Below are 17,882 nucleotides of genomic sequence, written 5' to 3'. Positions count from 1 at the left end.
TCGTCACTCCAGCACGCGCACGCCCAGCGCGGACGCCGAGAGGCCGCCGATGAGCATCGGCAGCCAGTAGACCGCGCCGCGGAAGATCAAGACCGCGGCGGTGATCGCCGAGGCGGCGACCCCGGTCGTCGGGACGAGCAGGCCGACGAGCGCGGCCTCGATACCGCCGAGCCCGCCGGGCAGCGGCGTCGCGCCCGCGACGTACGACAGCGGGACGACGAAGACGGGGATCAGCGGCGAGATCGGGTGCCCGACCGCGGCGAACGCGACGGTGAGCGCGGCGGCCTGAAAGAGCCAGCCGACGAGCGAGAGCGCGACGATCCCCAGGAGCCGCCGTCGGTCGGTGCCGACGCGCTCGATGTCGGCGAAGAAGTTCCCCAGCCGGTCCGCCAGCCCGGCCTCGATCGTCTCGGCGTCGAAGCGGTCGAACCGCCCGAGGAACGGTCCGACGGCGCCCGGCACGCGGTCGACGACCGCCACGCGGTAGCGCCAGACGAACGCGATCGCCGCGACGATCGCGGCGACCAGCGCGACCGCGCTCGCGACGGCGAACCCGACGCGCTCGCCGATGGCGGTGGTGGCCGCGTACGACCCCACGCCGACGAACACGAGCGAGACGGAGGGGACGACGTTGAGCACGTCGACGCTCGCGATGCCGACGAGCCCCGTCTCGTACCGCGCCTCGCCCACCTTCGAGATGAGGGCCGCGGCGACCGGTTCCCCGCCCGCCTGTCCGAACGGGGTGACGTTGTTCGCGAAGGCGGCGCCGCTGTACACGAGGAACGCGGTCCGGACCGACAGCCGGACGTCGAGCGCCCCCAGCACGGCGCGCAGCATCAGGCTCCACGACGCGAGCCAGCAGAGGCCGAGTCCGGCGGTCGCCGCGACGAGCGCCGGGTCGGCGGCCGCGAGCGCGTCGACCACGCGCTGGACGCCGACGACGACGAACAGCACGGCGAAGAGGATGACGGCGCCGGCCGACCCGAGGATCAGCGCGCGCCGTTGTGAGCCGTTCATAAACGAGGTGACGCGGTAGCGAACTTGAAACGTCTGCTTCGTCTCTGCGGGGTGCGAGCCGTCGGCGGCGCCGGTCGTGTCGGAGGGGTCGGCGTCCGGAGCGACCGAATGAGAATACATACGTACCGGCGGGCCGACGACCCACCCAATGGAAGATCAGCGGTTCCTCGAGTCGGAGTGGGATTACTGTCTGGTGCTCGACGCGTGCCGGTACGACGTGTTCGCAGACGTGTACGACGAGTACCTCGACGGGACGCTCGAGAAGCGGAAGAGCATCGGCTCGTCGACCCCGGAGTGGGCCTACCGGACGTTCACCGGCGACCACGACATCGCGTACTTCTCCGGGAACCCCTTCATCAACGACCTGGGGATCCCGCTGAACGAGCTCAAGTGGGGCGCGTCCTGCGACTACGAGTGGACCGCGTCAGAGCATATCAGCGACATCCACGACGTGTGGAAGACCGACTGGGACGACGACCTCGGGACCGTCCCGCCGGAGGGGCTCGCGGACGCGTTCCACCGCAATCGGGACGCGGTCGAGCGCGCCGACCGCACCGTCCTCCACTACATGCAGCCGCACGCCCCCTACCTCTCGCGGGGCAAGGGCCAGAAGCTCAAGCAGATCCAGAAGGGGATCAAACGCCAGGAGGAGGAGGCCGAGGGCGGAAGCGACGACGACGGCGGGCTGCTCTCCTCGCTCAGCGACTCGGTCCGGCCGAAGATCGAGAGCCGGCTCGACGACAGCGAGTTCGCCCAGAAGGCCGGGCTGTGGCTCGAACTCGACCCGAAGGACCTCGTGAAGGACGGCACGCGCGTGACGGCGCTGTCGATGTACGAGGAGAACCTCCGGATTGCCTTAGAGAGCGTCTCGGAGCTCGTCGCGGAGCTCGACGGCGACGTGGTCGTCACCGCCGACCACGGCGAGGCGTTCGGCGAGGAGGGCGTCTGGGAACACCACATCGAGACGTACATTCCCGCACTGATGGAGGTCCCGTGGCTGGAAGTCGAGTAGCCGTCCGCACCGACGGCCACGGCGCGGTCGGCGCGCGGACCGGAGCCGCTCCCCACCGATGAAGGTCAGCCACTACTTCGAGTTCGAAGACCACGTCACCGGGGGGATGGCCGCCTCCGTCGACCACCAACGAAAGATGTTCGACCGGGTCGGCATCGAGTACACCACGGAGCCGACGCTGGACGCCGACGTGCTCCACTGCAACCTGATGGGGCCGCGCTCGGTCTGGTACGCGCGCCGCGCCCGGAAGGCGGGCGTTCCCGTCGTCGCCCACACCCACGTCACCGCCGAGGACTTCGGTGACAGCTTCCGGTTCACGAACGCGCTCGCGGTGCCGCTCAGGCCGTACCTCCGCCGTGCGTACGGGCTCGCCGACCGCCTCGTCTGCCCCTCAGAGTACAACCGCGAGGTGATCGAGGGGTACGCGGACGTGCCCGCGACCGTCGTCTCGAACGGCGTCGACCGCGAGAAGCTGACGGGGTTCGAGTCGCTGGAAGCCGAGTACCGCGAGCGCTACGACCTCGACCCGCCGACGGTGTTCATGGTCGGTCACGTCATCAAGCGGAAGGGGTTAGAGACGTTCGTCGAGACGGCCCACCGGATGCCAGACGTGGACTTCGCGTGGTTCGGCCCCATCGACCGGTCGCTGAAGGGCCGCGAGACGAAGCGGCTGGTCGACGAAGCGCCGTCGAACTGTACGTTCACGGGGTTCGTCGACGACATCCGCGGCGCGTACGCCGCGGGCGACGTCTTCTGTTTCCCGACCCACGAGGAGAACGAGGGGATCGCGCTGCTGGAGGCGATGGCGGCCGGGAAGCCGCTCGTCGTCCGCGACATCGAGACGTTCTCGTGGCTCGACGACGGCGAAGACTGCCTGAAGGTGGGAGACGACGAGCGCGACGACGGGACGGCCGCGAGCGCGGACGAGACCGACGCCCGCGGCGACGACGTGTCGGGGTTCATCCAAGCCATCGACGAGCTCCGCGACGCCGACCGCCGAGCGGAACTGGGCGAGGCCGCCGCGGAGCGCAGCGAGGCGTTCTCGCTCGACGCGATCGCCGAGCGGTACCGGTCGCTGTACGCGGACCTGACGTAGCGGGCGCCGAGGCCGAGCCGCTCGGCGGTCCGCGGAAACTTGCGAAAACCGCAGTTGGTATGTCCTCCCACCGACTCCGTAGAGGCAAATGACTCGAGTGAGCGTTATCGGCTGCGGGAACATGGGGGGCGCCCTGCTCAGGGGGCTCGCCCGCGCGGAGGGGTACCACCTCACGGCGATCGACCTCGACCCCGAGGCGCTCGCCGCGATCGAAGACGCCGTCGACGAGACGACCGAGGACGTGGCGGCGGCGCGCGACGCCGACATCGTCGTCCTCGCGGTGAAGCCGGACGTGGCGCCGGCGGTCCTCGACGACCTCGACCTCCGCGCCGACCAGCGGCTCGTGACGCTGGCCGCGGGGCTCCCCCGCGAGTTCGTCGCCGACCGCACCGACGCGTCGGTCGTCCGGATCATGCCGAACCTCGCGGCCGAGACGGGCGACATGGCGGCGGCGGCGACGAACGAGGGCCTCACCGACGAGGTCCGCGCCATGCTCGACGCGGTCGGGGAGTTCGTCGAGGTCGACGAGTCGCTGATGCACGTCTCGACGGCCGTCAACGGCAGCGGGCCCGCGTTCGCGTTCTACCTGATCGACGCGATGAAACAGGGCGGGGTCGAGAGCGGGCTCGACCCCGAACAGGCGGAGACGCTGGCGGCGCAGACGTTCAAGGGCGCCGCGGAGACGGTGCTGCGCGACGACCGGAGCGTCGACGAACTCATCGACGCGGTCTGCTCGCCGAACGGCACGACGATCGAGGGGATGGAGGTGCTGTGGGACAGCGACGCCGACGCCGCGGTCGGGGACGCCGTCGCGGCCGCGGAGCGCCGGTCTCGCGAGCTCGCCGCGGAGTTCGAGGATGCCTGAGGACGCGGGCGCCGACCGCGTGGGCGCGGCCGACGCCGACCGCGTCGCGGCCGCTCGGAAGCGGGCGGCCGCGGCCGACCGCGTGATCGTCAAGGCCGGGACGAACTCGCTGACCGACGACGACTCGCGGCTCGACCGCGTGAAGCTCGACAAGCTCGTCGCGGACGTGATGGACCTCCGCGAGCGCGGCACGGAGGTCGTGCTGGTCTCGTCCGGTGCGGTCGGCGCCGGCACGGGCCGACTCGACGAGGGCCCGGAGTCGCGCGACGGCGTCGACTCGATCGCGGAGAGCCAGGCGCTCTCGACGGTCGGCCAGGGCCTGCTGATGCGCCACTACACGCAGAGCTTCGAACGGTTCGACCAGGACGTCGCGCAGATACTCGTGACGGGCACCGACCTCGACGCGCCGGAGCGGTTCGACAACTTCACGAACACCGTCGAGACACTGCTGTCGTGGGGAGTCGTTCCCGTCGTCAACGAGAACGACGCGGTGGCGACCGACGAGCTGCGGATCGGCGACAACGACATGCTGTCGGCGTCGATCGCGATCGGGCTCGACGCCGACCTCCTCGTGACGCTCACCGACGTCGACGGCGTCTACACCGGGAACCCGAAGCGCGACGACGACGCGGAGCTGATCGAGGCGGTCGACGACGGGTACGAGCGGCTGCGGGAGATCGTCGGCGACGGCACCGAGACCGACTTCGGCGGCATCCGCACGAAGGTCGAGGGCGCTCACGACGTGAGCCGCAACGGTATCCCCGCGATCATCGCGGGGTCGGCCGAGCGCGACGTGTTAGCGCGGATCGCAGCGGGTAAGCCGACGGGCACGCTATTCGTGCCGGAGAGGGATGACGACGATGAGTGAGACAGACGCCGACACGAGAGACGACATCGAGGCCGACACCGACGAGCTGGCCCGGCGAGCCGAGCGCGCCGCCCTGCGGCTCGCGAACGCGGACGAGGCGACCCGGAACGAGGCGCTCCGGTCGATCGCGGACGCGATCCGCGACCGCGAGTCGGAGATCCTCGACGCGAACGCGGTCGACGTCGAGGAAGCGGAACAGCTGCTCGCGGACGGGGAGTACACGCAGGCCTTGGTCGACCGGCTGAAGCTCGACGAGACGAAGATCGAGGAGATCGCGTCGATGGTCGAGTCGGTCGCCGAACAGGACGACCCGCTCGGCGAGACGCTCGCGGCCCGCGAGCTCGACGAGGGGTTGGAGCTGTACCGGGTGTCGGTGCCGATCGGCGTCGTCGCGACCGTCTTCGAGTCGCGGCCCGACGCCTTAGTCCAGATCGCGGCGCTCGCCCTGAAGTCCGGCAACGCCGTCGTCCTCAAGGGGGGCAGCGAGGCCGCCGAGTCGAACCGCGTCCTGTACGAGGCGATCGTCGACGCGACCGCCGACCTCCCCGACGGGTGGGCCGCGCTGATCGAGGCCCACGAGGCGGTCGACCGCCTGCTCGAACTCGACGACCGGGTCGACCTCGTGATGCCGCGTGGCTCCTCGGAGTTCGTCTCCTACGTCCAGGCGAACACTCAGATACCCGTGCTCGGCCACACCGAGGGGGTCTGTCACGTCTACGTCGACGCCGACGCCGACTTGGAGATGGCCGCAGACGTCGCCTTCGACGCGAAGGTCCAGTACCCCGCAGTCTGTAACGCCGTCGAGACCCTGCTCGTCCACGAGTCGGTCGCCGAGGCCTTCCTCCCGGACCTCGTCGCGCGCTACGAGGACGCCGGCGTCGAACTGCGCGGCGACGAGCGGACCCGCGAGGTCGTCGACGTCGCGCCCGCGACCGACGACGACTGGGACACGGAGTACGGAGACCTCGAACTGTCGATCAAGATCGTCGACGACGCCTACGAGGCGGTCGAACACGTCAACGACCACGGTTCGAAACACACCGAGTCGATCCTCACCGAGGACTCCGAGACGGCGAAGACGTTCATGACCGGCGTCGACGCCGCGAGCGTCTTCCACAACGCGTCGACGCGGTTCGCCGACGGCTACCGCTACGGGCTCGGCGCGGAGGTCGGCATCTCCACCGGGAAGGTCCACGCCCGCGGCCCGGTCGGCCTGGAGGGGCTCACGACGTACAAGTACTACCTCGAGGGGGACGGCCACCTCGTCGCGACGTACAGCGGCGAGGACGCGGTCCCGTTCACCCACCGCGAGCCCGACGCGGAGTGGGGGCTCGGCGGGGAGTAGGGTGAGTCGTCGCTCTCAAGCCACCGCCTAGCCTTGGAGCAGGTTCAACACCTCGTCTGCGACGTCGGGTTCGACGGCGACGACGTAGCGCTCGCCCGGAGTCAGCGTCGTCTCGGAGCGGGCGATCCGCCGACCGTTGGCTCCGGAGACGACCACCGTTCCGGCCGGGAAGCGGACCTCGGAGAGCGCCTTGCCCGCGGCGGGCGCCTCCTCCGCGACGCGGATGAGCATGATGTCGAGGTTCCCCGTCACGTCGGCCAGCGTCTGGACGTCGCTGCCGAGGACCTCGTTCGCGGCCACCCGAGCCCCGGCCCGCTCGGGGAACAGCACCGCGTCGACGAACCGCGTGTACGACTCGCCGGCGGCGCGGTCGATGCGGGCGACCGTCCTGACCCCCGGAGAAAGCTCCGTGGCGGCCAGACAGACGGCGAGGTTCAGCCCCGTCTCTCCGGTGAGCGCCGCGATCGCGTCTGCCCGTTCGATATCGGCCTGTTCGATGATGTCGGGGTTCGTCGCGTCGCCGCGGATCACCGTCGCGACGTACTCGTCGGCGATCTCGGAGACGATCCGCTCGTCGCGCTCGATGATCGTCACCTCGTGGCCGCGGTCCGCGAGGATCTCCGCTGTCTGGAAGCCGACGCGTCCGCCGCCCGCGATCACGACGTCGAGTGAGCTTGGCATTGGTTCAGTCCTCCGTCTCCGGGGTGATGTCGGTGTCGGTGACCGCCGGTCCCGCCTCCGGCTCCGCGCGCAGCCTGTTGAGGATGAGATACGCGACCCCGCCGAGCAGGATCCAGCCGGCGCTGAGCCCCAGCGCCAACGGGTCGGTCCGCAGCAGGTACTCGACGAGCACGCCGGTCAGGACCAGGTTGAGCGCGATGCCGATAAGCGGCGGCGCCGGGTAGAACGGCATCTCGTAGGGGCGGTGCATGTTCGGCCGTTCGCGGCGCAGCCTGATCGCGGCCACGTTGACGATGACGAACGACAGCAGGAAGAAGAGGCTCGACATGTTGCCGGCGCTCTGCGTCGGCAGCGCGACCGAGCCGAGCATCACCACCGCGCTGGCGAGGATCGCGACGAACGGCGTCCCGTACCGGTGGTGAATCTGGCCGAACGAGGGGAGCAGCTGCCCCTCGCGACCCATCGAGAACGCGACCCGGGAGGAGGCGATGACGACCGCGTTCAGCGCCGTCAGCGTCGAGAACACCGCGCCGAAGACGACGAGCGCGCCGCCGTTCTGAATGATCGGCAGGCCGGTCGGCATGAACGAGGTCGCCGCCGTCGCGATCCCGGCTTCTCCCGCCTCGGCGAGTCCGTCCGCCCCGAGCGTCCCGACGGCGACGGTCACGACGGCCAGGTAGACGACCACGGTCACGGCGAGGCTCACGAAGATCGCCTTCGGGATGTTCTCGCGCGGGTTCTTCACCTCCTCGGTGACGGTCGTGATGAGGTCGTACCCCTCGAAGGCGATGAACGTGAGCCCCATCGCCGGGAGGACGGCGGCCGCCCCGCTCCCCCCGGGGAACAACGGCTGGAACTCCGCCCCGGAGAACATCGGCGACGCCACCCCGAAGGCGACGAACACCAGCAGGATCGTCACCTTGATTATCGTGAACACCGTCTCCGCCTTCCCGCTGGCGGCCGTGGAGACGGCGTTGAGCGCCACCAGTCCGAGCACCGCGACGAACGCCAACAGAAACCCGACCGAAATCGCTCGGTCCACGATCGGGAGGGCGACGGCTCCGACCTCTCCCGGCGGCGGAACGATTCCGTACACGTGGAGGAGTTCGAGGAAGTTCGGGGCGAACCCGAGCGCGTACAGCGCCCCCGCGATCATGTAGGCGAACCACAACATCCATCCCATAATGAACGAGGAGAGGTCGTCGAAGATCTCGCGGACGAAGGCGTACCCGCCGCCGCTCTTCGGGATCGAGCTGGCGAGTTCGGCGTACGAGAGTCCGGTGAACGCGGTGACAACGCCGTTCAGCGCGAAAACGATGATGGCCGCCGGCCCGGCGATCTCGGCTGCCAGTCCGGTCAGCACGAAGATTCCGGCACCGATCATCGCTCCCATACCGATCATCGTCGCGTCCAGCAGTCCGAGCTCGGCGTCCGGCGACCGAGTCTGGCTCCCGCTCATCGGTCGAGGGCCTCGTGTCCGGCGTTGTCCATCGTGCGCGTCGATCTGTACGGATTCGACCACTTCATTTTCGGGGGTAGTTCTCTTGATGTAGTAATCGTGGCGGGGTCTGATAACGTTTATCCGCCACGGGGGGTTCCGAGCGGCGTTCCGGCCGCGTAGGAACGTCGGGCGGATTAAAGTCGCTGCGCGCCGAGACGCGGCACGATGACCCGGACAAAGCGGTTCGTCATCGCCGGCGGAGGTCGGGTCGGGCTACGGACGGCGGAGAACCTCACGGAACAGGGCCACGAGGTACTGCTGATCGAGGTCGACGAGGAGCGCGTCGAGGAGTTGGCCGACGCGTATCTCGGCCCGGTGATACGCGGCGACGCCACGCGCCAGTCGATCCTCCGGCAGGCGGACCTCGGTGACGCCGACGCCATCGCCGCGCTCACCGACGACACGGAGACGAACACCGAGATCTGTCTGACGGCCCACTACCTCGAACCGTCGATCCGGACGCTCGCCCGCTCGGAGACGGCGACCGAGCCAGACCACGACGAGGTCGTCGACGCGACGCTGCTCCCGCAGTCGCTCGGCGGCGACCACGCCGCCGACATGCTCACCGGCGAAGGGATCCGGACGCTCGTGTACCCCACCGCCGACCTCGACATCATCGAGGTGACCGTCGCCGAGTCGGCCCCGGTCGCCGGGCGGCGGCTCGACGACGTCGCCCTTCCGGCGGGCAGCCTCCTCATCTCCACCGCGGACCGGGAGACGCTCGCCGGGCCGGAGACAATGCTGGAAGCCTCGGAGCGGTACATCCTCGCGGTCGAGTCGGACGTCGTCGACGAGGTTATCAACCTCTTCCGCGGCTGAGCGTCGCCCGCGGGACGGACCCGGTGACCGCGACGGTTCTCGCCGGGCACGTTCGTGGTCGAGTCACCCTCGACGACAACCTCGGAGGACGGAAACCGATGCGTGCCTCCCGTCCGATGACATCAGTACTCTCTCGTTCGAGAGGGACACCAGACGACACAAACCCGTACGCAACCGAGGGCGACCGTGATCGAGTCACTCCTCCGAATCGACGTCGTCCTCTTCGCTCTCATCGGCGTACTCGGCGGCGCACACTGTATCGGGATGTGTGGGCCGTTAGTGACGATGTACTCGAAGCAAATGACGCCGCAGCCAGACGGCGGGACGGTGACAGCCGACGACCGGCGTGCCGGTCATCTCACGACCTACGAGGTTCGCCAGCACTTCCTGTTCAACGTCGGCCGAGCGACGACGTACGCGATTCTCGGGACCCTCTTCGGCGCGCTCGGGAGCGTCGTGTTCGTTACCGCTGACCAACTAACACCGATCGCCGATCTCCTGCGGGGTGCTGTCGGTCTCGCGGTAGGAGGGTTCATTGTGGCGACCGGCGTTCGATATGTCATTGGCGGAAGCGGAGGCGATATTCGAATACCCGGCGTCCAGCGCGTTACGTCGTGGCTCGCAACGAGAGTTCACCGGCACGTCAACAGCCCGAGTATTGTCGGTCTCGGGGCCGTCCACGCGTTTCTTCCCTGCCCGATGCTGTATCCCGCGTATCTGTTCGCCTTCGCGAGCGGCTCTCCGACCACCGGTGGAATCGCTCTCGGTGCCCTCGGTATCGGGACGATTCCGGCCGTCTTCCTCTATGGGACGACTATCCAGTCGATCGACGTTGCCCACCGGCGACGCGTTCATCGGCTACTCGGCGTGGCGTTCGTCGTGCTGGGGTACGTGCTGTTCGCGCACGGACTGGTGGCACTCGGTGTTCACCTCCCACATCCGATGTTCCCGCATTACCAGCCCCTCGGGGGGGCGATGGGGCACTGACCGAGCACTGGATCCTTTTCGCTGGCTCGATACAGGCGATGGGTTCCAATCAACAACTACGATGCGGAAAACGACGGTAGCTGGCCTCCCTGAACCAAAGAGCTGTCACTCAGTTGCCACTCGTTCGAGGTCGTCGACGAGCCGTTCGATGTCGGTTCGCGGTCCCCGAGCGTACGCCCGCTCGATGATCCCCTGCTTATTGGCGAGAATGATGAGCCCGTAGTGCGGGAAACGATACTCCAGACTCTCGACATCGTCTGCGGGTCGCTTCTCGATCTCCAGACCGAAGTGCTCGTCGTGTATCTCTCGGGCCCGCTCGTAGGTCTCTGGGCGGAGGAAGTGCCAGTTACCCGCGTCGAGGTCGACCCCCTGCTGGCCGGCGTACTCGCGGAGGGCCTCGGCGGTGTCACGCTCGGGGTCGAACGTGGTGGGGAGAAACGCGACCCGGTCGCCGTACCCCTCCTCGGCGGCGGCCTCCTGCCCGCGACGGAGTCGGAGAATGAGCGCGGGACACACCCCGTCCGGACAGTTGGTGTAAAATGACGTCCACAGCACCGCGCGCTCCCCCTCGAACTGGGCCGTCGATATCTCCTCGCCGTGGATCGGGTCGGGGACGGTGAAATCGGGCATATTGTCACCGTAGCTCGGGAATGACGCCTCGCTGAGGTCCCGCTCCGGCGGTCCGAGAACGGTTCCTTCGGCGCCACTACTGCCAAGGACACCAAGACAACCGGCAGTGCCGGCGGTGACTCCCGCGAGGCCGGCTGTTTTACAGAAACTCCGTCGGTCCATGCGCTCACGTATCGGTCCCGCGGTCTTGAGGTATCTGGTGTGACCCTCGAACGCGCCACTCGCGTCCGATCCGGGCGGGTTCGGCCAGTCCGCTCCTCATTCGAAGAGGCTGTCGACGGTCCGAATGAACCGGTCGACGAGCCGGTCCGGCAGCGAGGGCGACACCGCCTCAAGCAGTTCATCCGTGCGGTCCGGGCGGGCCAGCGTGATCGTCATCGGGCGGTCGTCGGACTTCGTGACGATTCCAGCGTCGCTGAGGTTCGAGACGTGCCACGAGACCGTGCTCCGCGCGAGGTCCAACTCTGTAGTTAGGGTTTCCGGGCGAAGGGGACCGTCCGCATGGAGCCGCAGTACGATCTCGCGGGCGGTCTCACGTCGAAGGAACGCGAGCGCGCGCCGTTCCCACGGGTCGAAGGCAGGGTCGAAGTAGTGAGTTCGACCAGCGATTCGTTCGACGACCAACTCCTCGTCGTTCACCAGCCGTCGGAGGTGATACTGCGCCTGTCCGGTGGCGATGTCCAGGTCGCGTTCCACCCGGTTGAAGTGGACGCCGGGCGTCTCGCGGACGTGTCGTCGCACCCGATCCCTGGTCGTCGCCATCCTGAGTGTTCGCCCGTAATCGACTGAGAAATAAAACCTGTCGGGGCGTTCCACTCGCCCGGGAACCGTCACCCGTGTCTTCTTATCACCCCCAACGCATACTGGCCGGTGTCGTGATCGCATCGCTCATCTCGCGGGTCGTCCTCCCGGCGCTCGTGCCACTCACCGTCCAGGGGTCGCCCGTGCTGCTGGCCGTCATCGCGTGCGCCGGGATCGGAACCGGTGCGCTGTTTCTCGTGAGTCTCGTCGCGTATCGACGCCGCCGGACCGGCCGGTACCGACTGATCAGCGCCGCGGTCGGCGTGCTCGTTCTGCGGTCGCTGGTCGGTGCCGGGACCGTGTTGGGGATCGTCCCGATGCCGGTTCACCACTTCGTCGAACACAGCCTCGATTTCCTGATCGCCGCGATGGTTCTCTACGCCGTGTACGCGTACGCGCCGGGCTCGCTGAATGACAGCGCCACCGCGGACTGACTCGATCAGACCCGATCGTGATTGTGCCCGCGCTGCGGCAATCAGTGACCGCCTCCCTCCCGGTCCGTCCGGTTCGTCCGCTCAGTTTCCCGATTGCCGGATCCCTTCGATCAGGGTGCGGTCGATCGCTTCGTAGCCGAACATCTGGCCGCCGTGCGTGTCGATGAACGACTGGGCCTCCGCTTGGTCCGAGAACGGGTGGAGCGCCGGGCCCATTCCACCCATCACGTCGCTTTCGGCGACGTAGATGAGATCGGTCGCGTCGGCGAACGTCTCCGGTGCCGTCGGCGACGGCATTCGCGGCGACCCGTCGCGCTGCCGCACGGTGTAGTCGACGCGCGAGAAGTCGGTCACGTAGACGACGAGCGGCTCCCAGCCGCGGTCCAGCCGATTGAAGTGGTAGGGAAAGAGGCTGTGGACGAGGGTGTGGAACCACGCCGGGTTGCCCTCGTCCCGCGGATCGGCGTCTCGATAGAATATCTGCCCGTTCGCGCCGCCGTGGGGGCCGATCGCCATCCCGTGATCGGTGTCGAACTTTCCCTCGAGATCCACCGGATCGGGGAGCGCTTCCTCGGAGGCGCTCCCGCCGAGACAGCCCGCGAGTCCGGTGACCGCACCGCCGATCCCGGCGGCGACGACGCGGCGTCGGTTCATACTCACGTGTACGCTCACCCGATCATATCCGTTCTGGTGGGAACGTCGAATTCGCCTCACGCAACGATTGGGTGCGTTGATGCCGCGAAGGGAACGGACGACTCGAATTCCGATACGATCCGGCGACCGGATTCCTCACTCCGCGAACCGGAATCGGCTCCGTTCGATTACGGTACTCACGCGCTCCCGGAAGGCGAGCGTTCCGACCGAGGCGAGGCTTCCGAAGAGCGTCCACCCCGCAAGCGAGCCGACCGCCCGGCCGACGTCGACGAAGTTCCCCTCCTGCGCGAACGAAACGCCGATCACGGTCTCGAAGACGAGCCCGCGGAAGGCTCCGTTCGGCGTGAGCGCGGCTCGTCCGGCGACCGCCGACGGGTCGGCACCGGCCATCAGCGACTGAATGAGCGCCAGGTCGCCCCCGAGCGTTCCGGCGAGGAACGCGAGGACCGCGACCGCGGCCGCGCCCCGCCGGCTCGTCGCTGCCGCCGACACCCACATCGACAGGGCGAGGAACGCCGCTCCGAACAGCGTGATCAGTGCGAGAAAACGGACGTACAGCAGCGGCGAGTCGACGCCCGCGTGGGTCGCGAAGATTCCGGTGTCAGGGGCGGCGGTCACCCAGACGTAGCCGCCGATCACGGCGAATGGGAGGCCGACGACCGCAACCAACGCGACCAGCCGTGCAAGTAGGACGCCGACGACGTAGCCCGCGACGCCAACTGAATGCGTCCGGATCACGGCGAACTCGCCGCTGACCGCGTCCGCCAACAGCGCCCGATACCCCAGCACGACCGCGAGCAGCGGCACCAGCAGCTCGGCCGGCAGGAGGAGGTCGACAACCGCCGGAACGAACCCCGTCGCGCCACCGCCGCCGACGGCGACCAGAAGCCAGAGCACGGCGAGTAAGCCGACCCCCAGGACGCCGTAGCCGGGCGTGCGCAGGACTGTCGCGAGCTCTCGCCGGAACACGGTCCCTGCGCCGGCAAACGCGTCGGTCACGCCGAGATCCGCGGTCATCGTTCGGATACCCCCGTCACGTGGACATCGCGGTCGCCGTCGTCGCCGGGCCCGTTTCGCTTGTCTTCGGCCGCCGCACCACTTCTCGCTGGGTCTGCGTCGTCGTCGGTCCCGGACAGGGTAGCGTCGCGTCCCGCGGCCTCGTACAGCGCCGTGGTCGTGTCGACGCCGTACTCGTCGCGGAGGGCGTCGAGGTCCCCGGCGGCCGCGACCCGTCCGCGGGCGAGCATGACGACGCGATCAGCGTGGGCATCGACGAGGTCGAGATTGTGTGTACTCACGACGACCGTCACGTCGTCGGTCGCGTGGGCGGCCGCAGTCCGGAACGCCCGCTCGCGCATTCCGGGGTCGAGCCCGCTGGCCGGCTCGTCGAGCACGACGAGCGGCGGATCGCCCAACATCGCCTGTGCGATGCCGAGCAGCCGCTGCATTCCGCCCGAGAGATCCTCGACCGGTCTGTCGGCGGCGTCCGACAGTCCGACCGACGCGAGCGCGGCGTCGGGGTCTCCGTCGACCAGTCGCGCGTAGAACGCGAGCGTTTCCCGAGCGGTGAACCCCTCCCGGAACGGGACCCGCTGGGGGAGGTAACCGATCGACTTCCCACTCCCGTCCTCGACGTTCGGCCGTCGGATCTCCCCGGTGATCGGGGGAACAGTTCCTGCGAGCGCACCGAGCAGCGTGGACTTTCCGGAGCCATTCGGGCCGATCACCACGGTGAGTCCCGGCCCGAACGCGAGTGACACCGAATCAAGCACCGGCACGCCGCCGTACGTCCGGGTGAGGTCGTCGACGACCACGCGATCTGGTTTAGCGCCGTCGACCGCCGACCCGGCATCGGGCGTCCCCTCCGTCGACGAGCGCTCGGTCATGGAGACGCCTCCTCGACCGCTGCCCGTTCGTTCGGCTCGGTACCCCAGTTCGGTCGCGTTGCGTTTCGGTCGTCCGCGGTCATGGGTCGGTCGTCGAGTTGCCGAGCAGCATGGCCGCGGTTATCGATCTGCGCCCGCCAGTCGGCGTGGACCGCCGTCCCGTTCGGGTCCGCGGCCGCCGCGATCCGATCGGGAGCGTACGGCTCCGGCGCCGGTGCCGGATCGATGATACTCCCAGAACGCGCTCCCGCGACGGTGCCACGGAGTCGTTCGAGAAGTTCGTTCACCGGCGACTCGCGGAGCGCGGCGACGGCGGGTTCCCGGTGGAGCGCGGCGTCGATCGGCCACGTCGGGCGGTAGGCGCGCTCGCCCGGCTCGTGGAGTCCCGCGTTCGCTCCCTCCCAGTAGTTGCCGCAGTCGCCGTCGGCCCACACGCGTAGCGGTCCTGCTCCCGCCCCGGCGTGGTGGTCATTCCCCACAAAGTCGTTCGCGACCACGCGGCTCGCGGGCACGACCGTCGTCGCTCGGGCGCCCACCTCGTTGTCCACGACGACGTTGTGCTCGTACAGCGAGCCGCGGGAGCTGGTCGAAAATCCCAGACCGTTGTGTGCGAGCGTGTTGTAACCGATGTACGTCAGCGTGCCGGATGACTGTATCCCGGCCGCCGAGCCGCGGACATCGTTGCCGACGATCGCGTTGCGGGCTGGCCGGGTCATCACCGTGATCCCCGCGAAGATCTCATCTCGGAACGAGTTGTCCGCGATCAGGGCGTCGCCGGTGTACATGAGATGGACGCCGTAGCGGTTCCGTCTGAACGTCGAGTTCCTGACGATCGACCCGTCGGCGCGGTGGAGGTAGATCCCGTCGCGACCGTTCGTGAACGTCCCGTTGGTGACCGTCACCCGGGACTCCATTCCGGTGATTCCCATGAAGCCGTCGTCCCACTCGCCCGTTCCGTTGACCTCGATATCACGGATCACCGCGTCCGATCCGTCCCGCAGGAGAACGCCGCTCGCGTTCGTATCGATCGCCACGTCGTCTATGAACAACCCCGGCGCGTCGAGTCCGCGGATCCCGGCGTCGCCGTAGCCGTATCCGAGTTGGATGTTCGTGTCCCACGACTCCGTCTCGCTTCCTTGCGCGGCCTCTTCGGCCCGTCGTCGGGCCGCTTCGGGATCCCGGGTCCGATTACCGGTGCCGTCGATCGTCAGTCCTGTGACCGCGACGTTCGGAGCCCGGACGGTGATCACCGAACCGTTCCCGCCGCCGCTGACGTGTGCGCCTTCGCCGGCGATCGTGAGGGGTTTCGTGACGTTGATCCGCTCCTCGTAGGATCCAGGCGGCACGACGACCGTCGTGTTCGGCGGGGCCGCGTCGACCGCGGCCGAAATCGTCTCGGCGTCCGCACCGACGGTTACCGAGACGGGGCGGTCGGCGGTTCGCTCCGCGGCCGTGACCCGTCTGTCCGCCACCTCCCACCGTTCCGGTGCCATCGCCCGCGCGACCGCCCCGGAGTCGACGTCGAACGACCGCGTCCGAAGCTCCGCCCAATCGACGGTTTCCCCGCCGTGACTCCCGGTGAACGCCGTTGCCGCGTCCCGAGAGGCAAACGGGATGACCGTCTCGCCGGCGGGCGTCCGAGCCTCGCTGCCGACGACGTAGACCGCTTCCCGGGCGGGCGTCCACGACGACGGTCTCGATTCGGCCGCCGTGAACAACCCCGTCTCAGTCGTCCCCGGTTCGGTTCCGTCGAAGGTTTCGACGTACGCGACGAGCGGATAGCCGAACCGACGTTCGGTGTCGCCATCGTCGAGTCGATCGACGAAGGATTCGACGCCGTTGTATCCGATGACGTACTGAAGCTGCGAGTAAAACACCTGAACGCGCGGGATTCGGCCCGAGTCGGACATTAGCGAGTCCGTCTCCGTAGACAGCCCGAGCTCGACGGTATCATCGTACGCGACGGGGTCGGGCGCGTTCGCCGCAGGGTCGGAGAGAAACGCTCCGGCGACGACGAGCCCGCCGATGGCCGCGAATACGGCAACCCAGGCAAGCACAGCCCGCGATCGGTCGCTGTACGGGTCGAGAATCGCCACGGAACAGGTACGCGTCGTCGGGATATATCTGATCTGGTTCGATTTTCGAATCTCGGTGTGAATTGTCTCATCGCAAAATCGGGTCTCCAGCACCGAACGGGAGGTATTCGACCAGATGGACGAAGACGGTCGTGGCCGTGGAATCGTCTGCCGTCCACGTCGAAAGGGGATCGCGTCCGACGCGGTTCCTGTACCGTGTGTCGACGCGGCCGCGAGTTTTCGTATAGCGATATATGATATATACGTTCGAATCAGAACAGATATGCGTCGTTCGTTACCCGACAGAATTTGCGGCCGCCGGCCGATCGGAAGGACTCCGGAATAATTACCCCCGCCGAATCCGCAGCGACGCCCATGGTCGACTCCGACTGGGGCGACTGGCTGCCGCGCGCTGTCGCGGCCGCCGACCCCGACACGGTGGCGCTGTGGTACCTGGGCTGTAACGGCTTCGCGGTCAAGGGGAGCGGGGGGACCGTCCTCTGGATCGACCCGTACGTCGGGACCGGCGACCCGCCGCGGACGGTCCGGATGATCCCGATCCCCTTCGATCCCGCCGACGTCAACGTCGCGGACGCGGTGCTGGCAACCCACGAGCACACGGACCACGTTCACGGCCCCTCACAGGCCCCGATTCTCGAGAACACGGACGCCGACCTCGTCGCGCCCGACGACTCGCTCGCGGTCGCGCGAGAGGAGGAGCGGTGGACCGACGAGTACGCGGTGAGCGAGGCCGCTTTCACGGAGGTGACGGAGGGCGACGAACTGCGGATCGGCGAGTTCACCGTCCACGTCGTCGAAACGCACGACACGGACGCGACACATCCCGTCGGCTACGTGATCGAACACGAGGCGGGGACGGTGTTCCACGGCGGCGACAGCAAGCCTTCCCCGTCGTTCACCGAGCTCGCCGAGCGGTTCGACATCGACCTCGGAATCCTCGCGTTCGGCTCCGAGGGGACGATTCCCGACGGGGAGACGGGCGAACCGGTCCGGACGAAGTGGTACAGCGACGAAAACGAGATCAGCGCGGCCGCGAACGACCTCGGGCTCGACCGGCTGGTGCCGACTCACTGGGACATGTGGAAGGGGCTGACCGCCGACCCGACCGCGCTCCACGACCACGTTCGGAGCTACGAGTCGCCGGACCGGCTCGAAGTCGTCGAGATCGGCGACCGGATCGACCTCTAAAC

18 protein-coding genes are annotated in these 17,882 nt (G+C 68.3%); 9 read left to right on the top strand and 9 right to left on the bottom strand.

What is annotated here, in order from left to right:
• Positions 1–3: 3 nt before the first annotated feature.
• Positions 4–1,017 carry a lysylphosphatidylglycerol synthase transmembrane domain-containing protein gene (locus tag EXE45_RS01180; protein WP_092923270.1) on the bottom strand — a complete coding sequence of 338 codons (1,014 nt, stop codon included), beginning with the start codon at positions 1,015–1,017 and terminating at the stop codon, positions 4–6.
• Between the two features lie 148 nt (positions 1,018–1,165).
• On the opposite strand from EXE45_RS01180, the gene EXE45_RS01175 reads away from it, so the two are divergent.
• From EXE45_RS01175 to EXE45_RS01155, 5 genes are all read left to right on the top strand, one after another.
• On the top strand, positions 1,166–2,029 hold the full coding sequence (locus EXE45_RS01175; protein ID WP_092922570.1) for a hypothetical protein: 864 nt from the start codon (positions 1,166–1,168) through the stop codon (positions 2,027–2,029).
• Between the two features lie 58 nt (positions 2,030–2,087).
• Positions 2,088–3,125, top strand: coding sequence for a glycosyltransferase family 4 protein (locus EXE45_RS01170; protein WP_092922574.1), 1,038 nt, complete (start codon positions 2,088–2,090; stop codon positions 3,123–3,125).
• 88 nt (positions 3,126–3,213) lie between these two features.
• Positions 3,214–3,990 (top strand): pyrroline-5-carboxylate reductase, encoded by a 777-nt coding sequence (proC, locus tag EXE45_RS01165; RefSeq protein ID WP_137693293.1) that lies wholly within the window; start codon positions 3,214–3,216, stop codon positions 3,988–3,990.
• On the top strand, positions 3,983–4,858 hold the full coding sequence (proB, locus tag EXE45_RS01160) for a glutamate 5-kinase (protein ID WP_137693292.1): 876 nt from the start codon (positions 3,983–3,985) through the stop codon (positions 4,856–4,858). The genes proC and proB overlap by 8 nt, the downstream gene beginning before the upstream one ends.
• Positions 4,842–6,203, top strand: coding sequence for a glutamate-5-semialdehyde dehydrogenase (locus EXE45_RS01155; protein WP_137693291.1), 1,362 nt, complete (start codon positions 4,842–4,844; stop codon positions 6,201–6,203). Before proB ends, EXE45_RS01155 begins: the two co-directional genes overlap by 17 nt.
• Before the next feature lie 27 nt (positions 6,204–6,230).
• On the opposite strand, the gene EXE45_RS01150 is transcribed toward EXE45_RS01155, so the two are convergent.
• Positions 6,231–6,884, bottom strand: a complete 654-nt coding sequence (locus EXE45_RS01150; protein ID WP_092922584.1) for a TrkA family potassium uptake protein — start codon at positions 6,882–6,884, stop codon at positions 6,231–6,233.
• 4 nt (positions 6,885–6,888) lie between these two features.
• Positions 6,889–8,343 carry an APC family permease gene (locus EXE45_RS01145; RefSeq protein WP_137693290.1) on the bottom strand — a complete coding sequence of 485 codons (1,455 nt, stop codon included), beginning with the start codon at positions 8,341–8,343 and terminating at the stop codon, positions 6,889–6,891.
• 207 nt (positions 8,344–8,550) lie between these two features.
• Here EXE45_RS01145 and EXE45_RS01140 point away from each other — a divergent pair, with 207 nt between their 5' ends.
• Together EXE45_RS01140 and EXE45_RS01135 are read left to right on the top strand one after the other, a co-directional pair.
• Positions 8,551–9,204 carry a TrkA family potassium uptake protein gene (locus EXE45_RS01140; protein WP_092922590.1) on the top strand — a complete coding sequence of 218 codons (654 nt, stop codon included), beginning with the start codon at positions 8,551–8,553 and terminating at the stop codon, positions 9,202–9,204.
• A 186-nt stretch (positions 9,205–9,390) separates the two neighbouring features.
• Positions 9,391–10,191 carry a sulfite exporter TauE/SafE family protein gene (locus EXE45_RS01135; RefSeq protein WP_092922593.1) on the top strand — a complete coding sequence of 267 codons (801 nt, stop codon included), beginning with the start codon at positions 9,391–9,393 and terminating at the stop codon, positions 10,189–10,191.
• 105 nt (positions 10,192–10,296) lie between these two features.
• Here EXE45_RS01135 and EXE45_RS01130 read toward each other — a convergent pair whose 3' ends face one another.
• Positions 10,297–10,983: an SCO family protein gene (locus EXE45_RS01130; protein ID WP_137693289.1), complete on the bottom strand. Its 687-nt coding sequence runs from the start codon at positions 10,981–10,983 to the stop codon at positions 10,297–10,299.
• 96 nt (positions 10,984–11,079) lie between these two features.
• Positions 11,080–11,583, bottom strand: coding sequence for a helix-turn-helix domain-containing protein (locus tag EXE45_RS01125; protein WP_092922599.1), 504 nt, complete (start codon positions 11,581–11,583; stop codon positions 11,080–11,082).
• 113 nt (positions 11,584–11,696) lie between these two features.
• Between EXE45_RS01125 and EXE45_RS01120 the strand changes: the two genes are divergently transcribed.
• A complete protein-coding gene (locus tag EXE45_RS01120; RefSeq protein ID WP_394327280.1) occupies positions 11,697–12,056 on the top strand; it encodes a hypothetical protein in 360 nt (119 codons plus the stop codon).
• Between the two features lie 81 nt (positions 12,057–12,137).
• Here EXE45_RS01120 and EXE45_RS01115 read toward each other — a convergent pair whose 3' ends face one another.
• From EXE45_RS01115 to EXE45_RS01100, 4 genes are all read right to left on the bottom strand, one after another.
• Positions 12,138–12,710 carry a nitrous oxide reductase accessory protein NosL gene (locus tag EXE45_RS01115; RefSeq protein WP_092922602.1) on the bottom strand — a complete coding sequence of 191 codons (573 nt, stop codon included), beginning with the start codon at positions 12,708–12,710 and terminating at the stop codon, positions 12,138–12,140.
• 135 nt (positions 12,711–12,845) lie between these two features.
• Positions 12,846–13,709, bottom strand: a complete 864-nt coding sequence (locus EXE45_RS01110; RefSeq protein WP_137693353.1) for a copper ABC transporter permease — start codon at positions 13,707–13,709, stop codon at positions 12,846–12,848.
• Positions 13,710–13,723: 14 nt separating this feature from the next.
• Positions 13,724–14,596, bottom strand: a complete 873-nt coding sequence (locus EXE45_RS01105) for an ABC transporter ATP-binding protein (RefSeq protein ID WP_092922605.1) — start codon at positions 14,594–14,596, stop codon at positions 13,724–13,726.
• Positions 14,593–16,692: a NosD domain-containing protein gene (locus EXE45_RS01100; RefSeq protein ID WP_137693288.1), complete on the bottom strand. Its 2,100-nt coding sequence runs from the start codon at positions 16,690–16,692 to the stop codon at positions 14,593–14,595. Before EXE45_RS01100 ends, EXE45_RS01105 begins: the two co-directional genes overlap by 4 nt.
• Before the next feature lie 354 nt (positions 16,693–17,046).
• On the opposite strand from EXE45_RS01100, the gene EXE45_RS01095 reads away from it, so the two are divergent.
• Positions 17,047–17,880, top strand: a complete 834-nt coding sequence (locus EXE45_RS01095) for an MBL fold metallo-hydrolase (protein ID WP_137693287.1) — start codon at positions 17,047–17,049, stop codon at positions 17,878–17,880.
• Positions 17,881–17,882 lie beyond the last annotated feature (2 nt).

Origin of the sequence: Halorubrum sp. SP9 (genome assembly GCF_005435015.1) — an archaeon.
In the GTDB taxonomy this organism is placed as follows: Archaea; Halobacteriota; Halobacteria; order Halobacteriales; family Haloferacaceae; genus Halorubrum; species Halorubrum sodomense.
The sequence above is the reverse complement of the archived record's forward strand: the minus strand, read 5'-3'. Positions and strand labels throughout refer to the sequence as shown.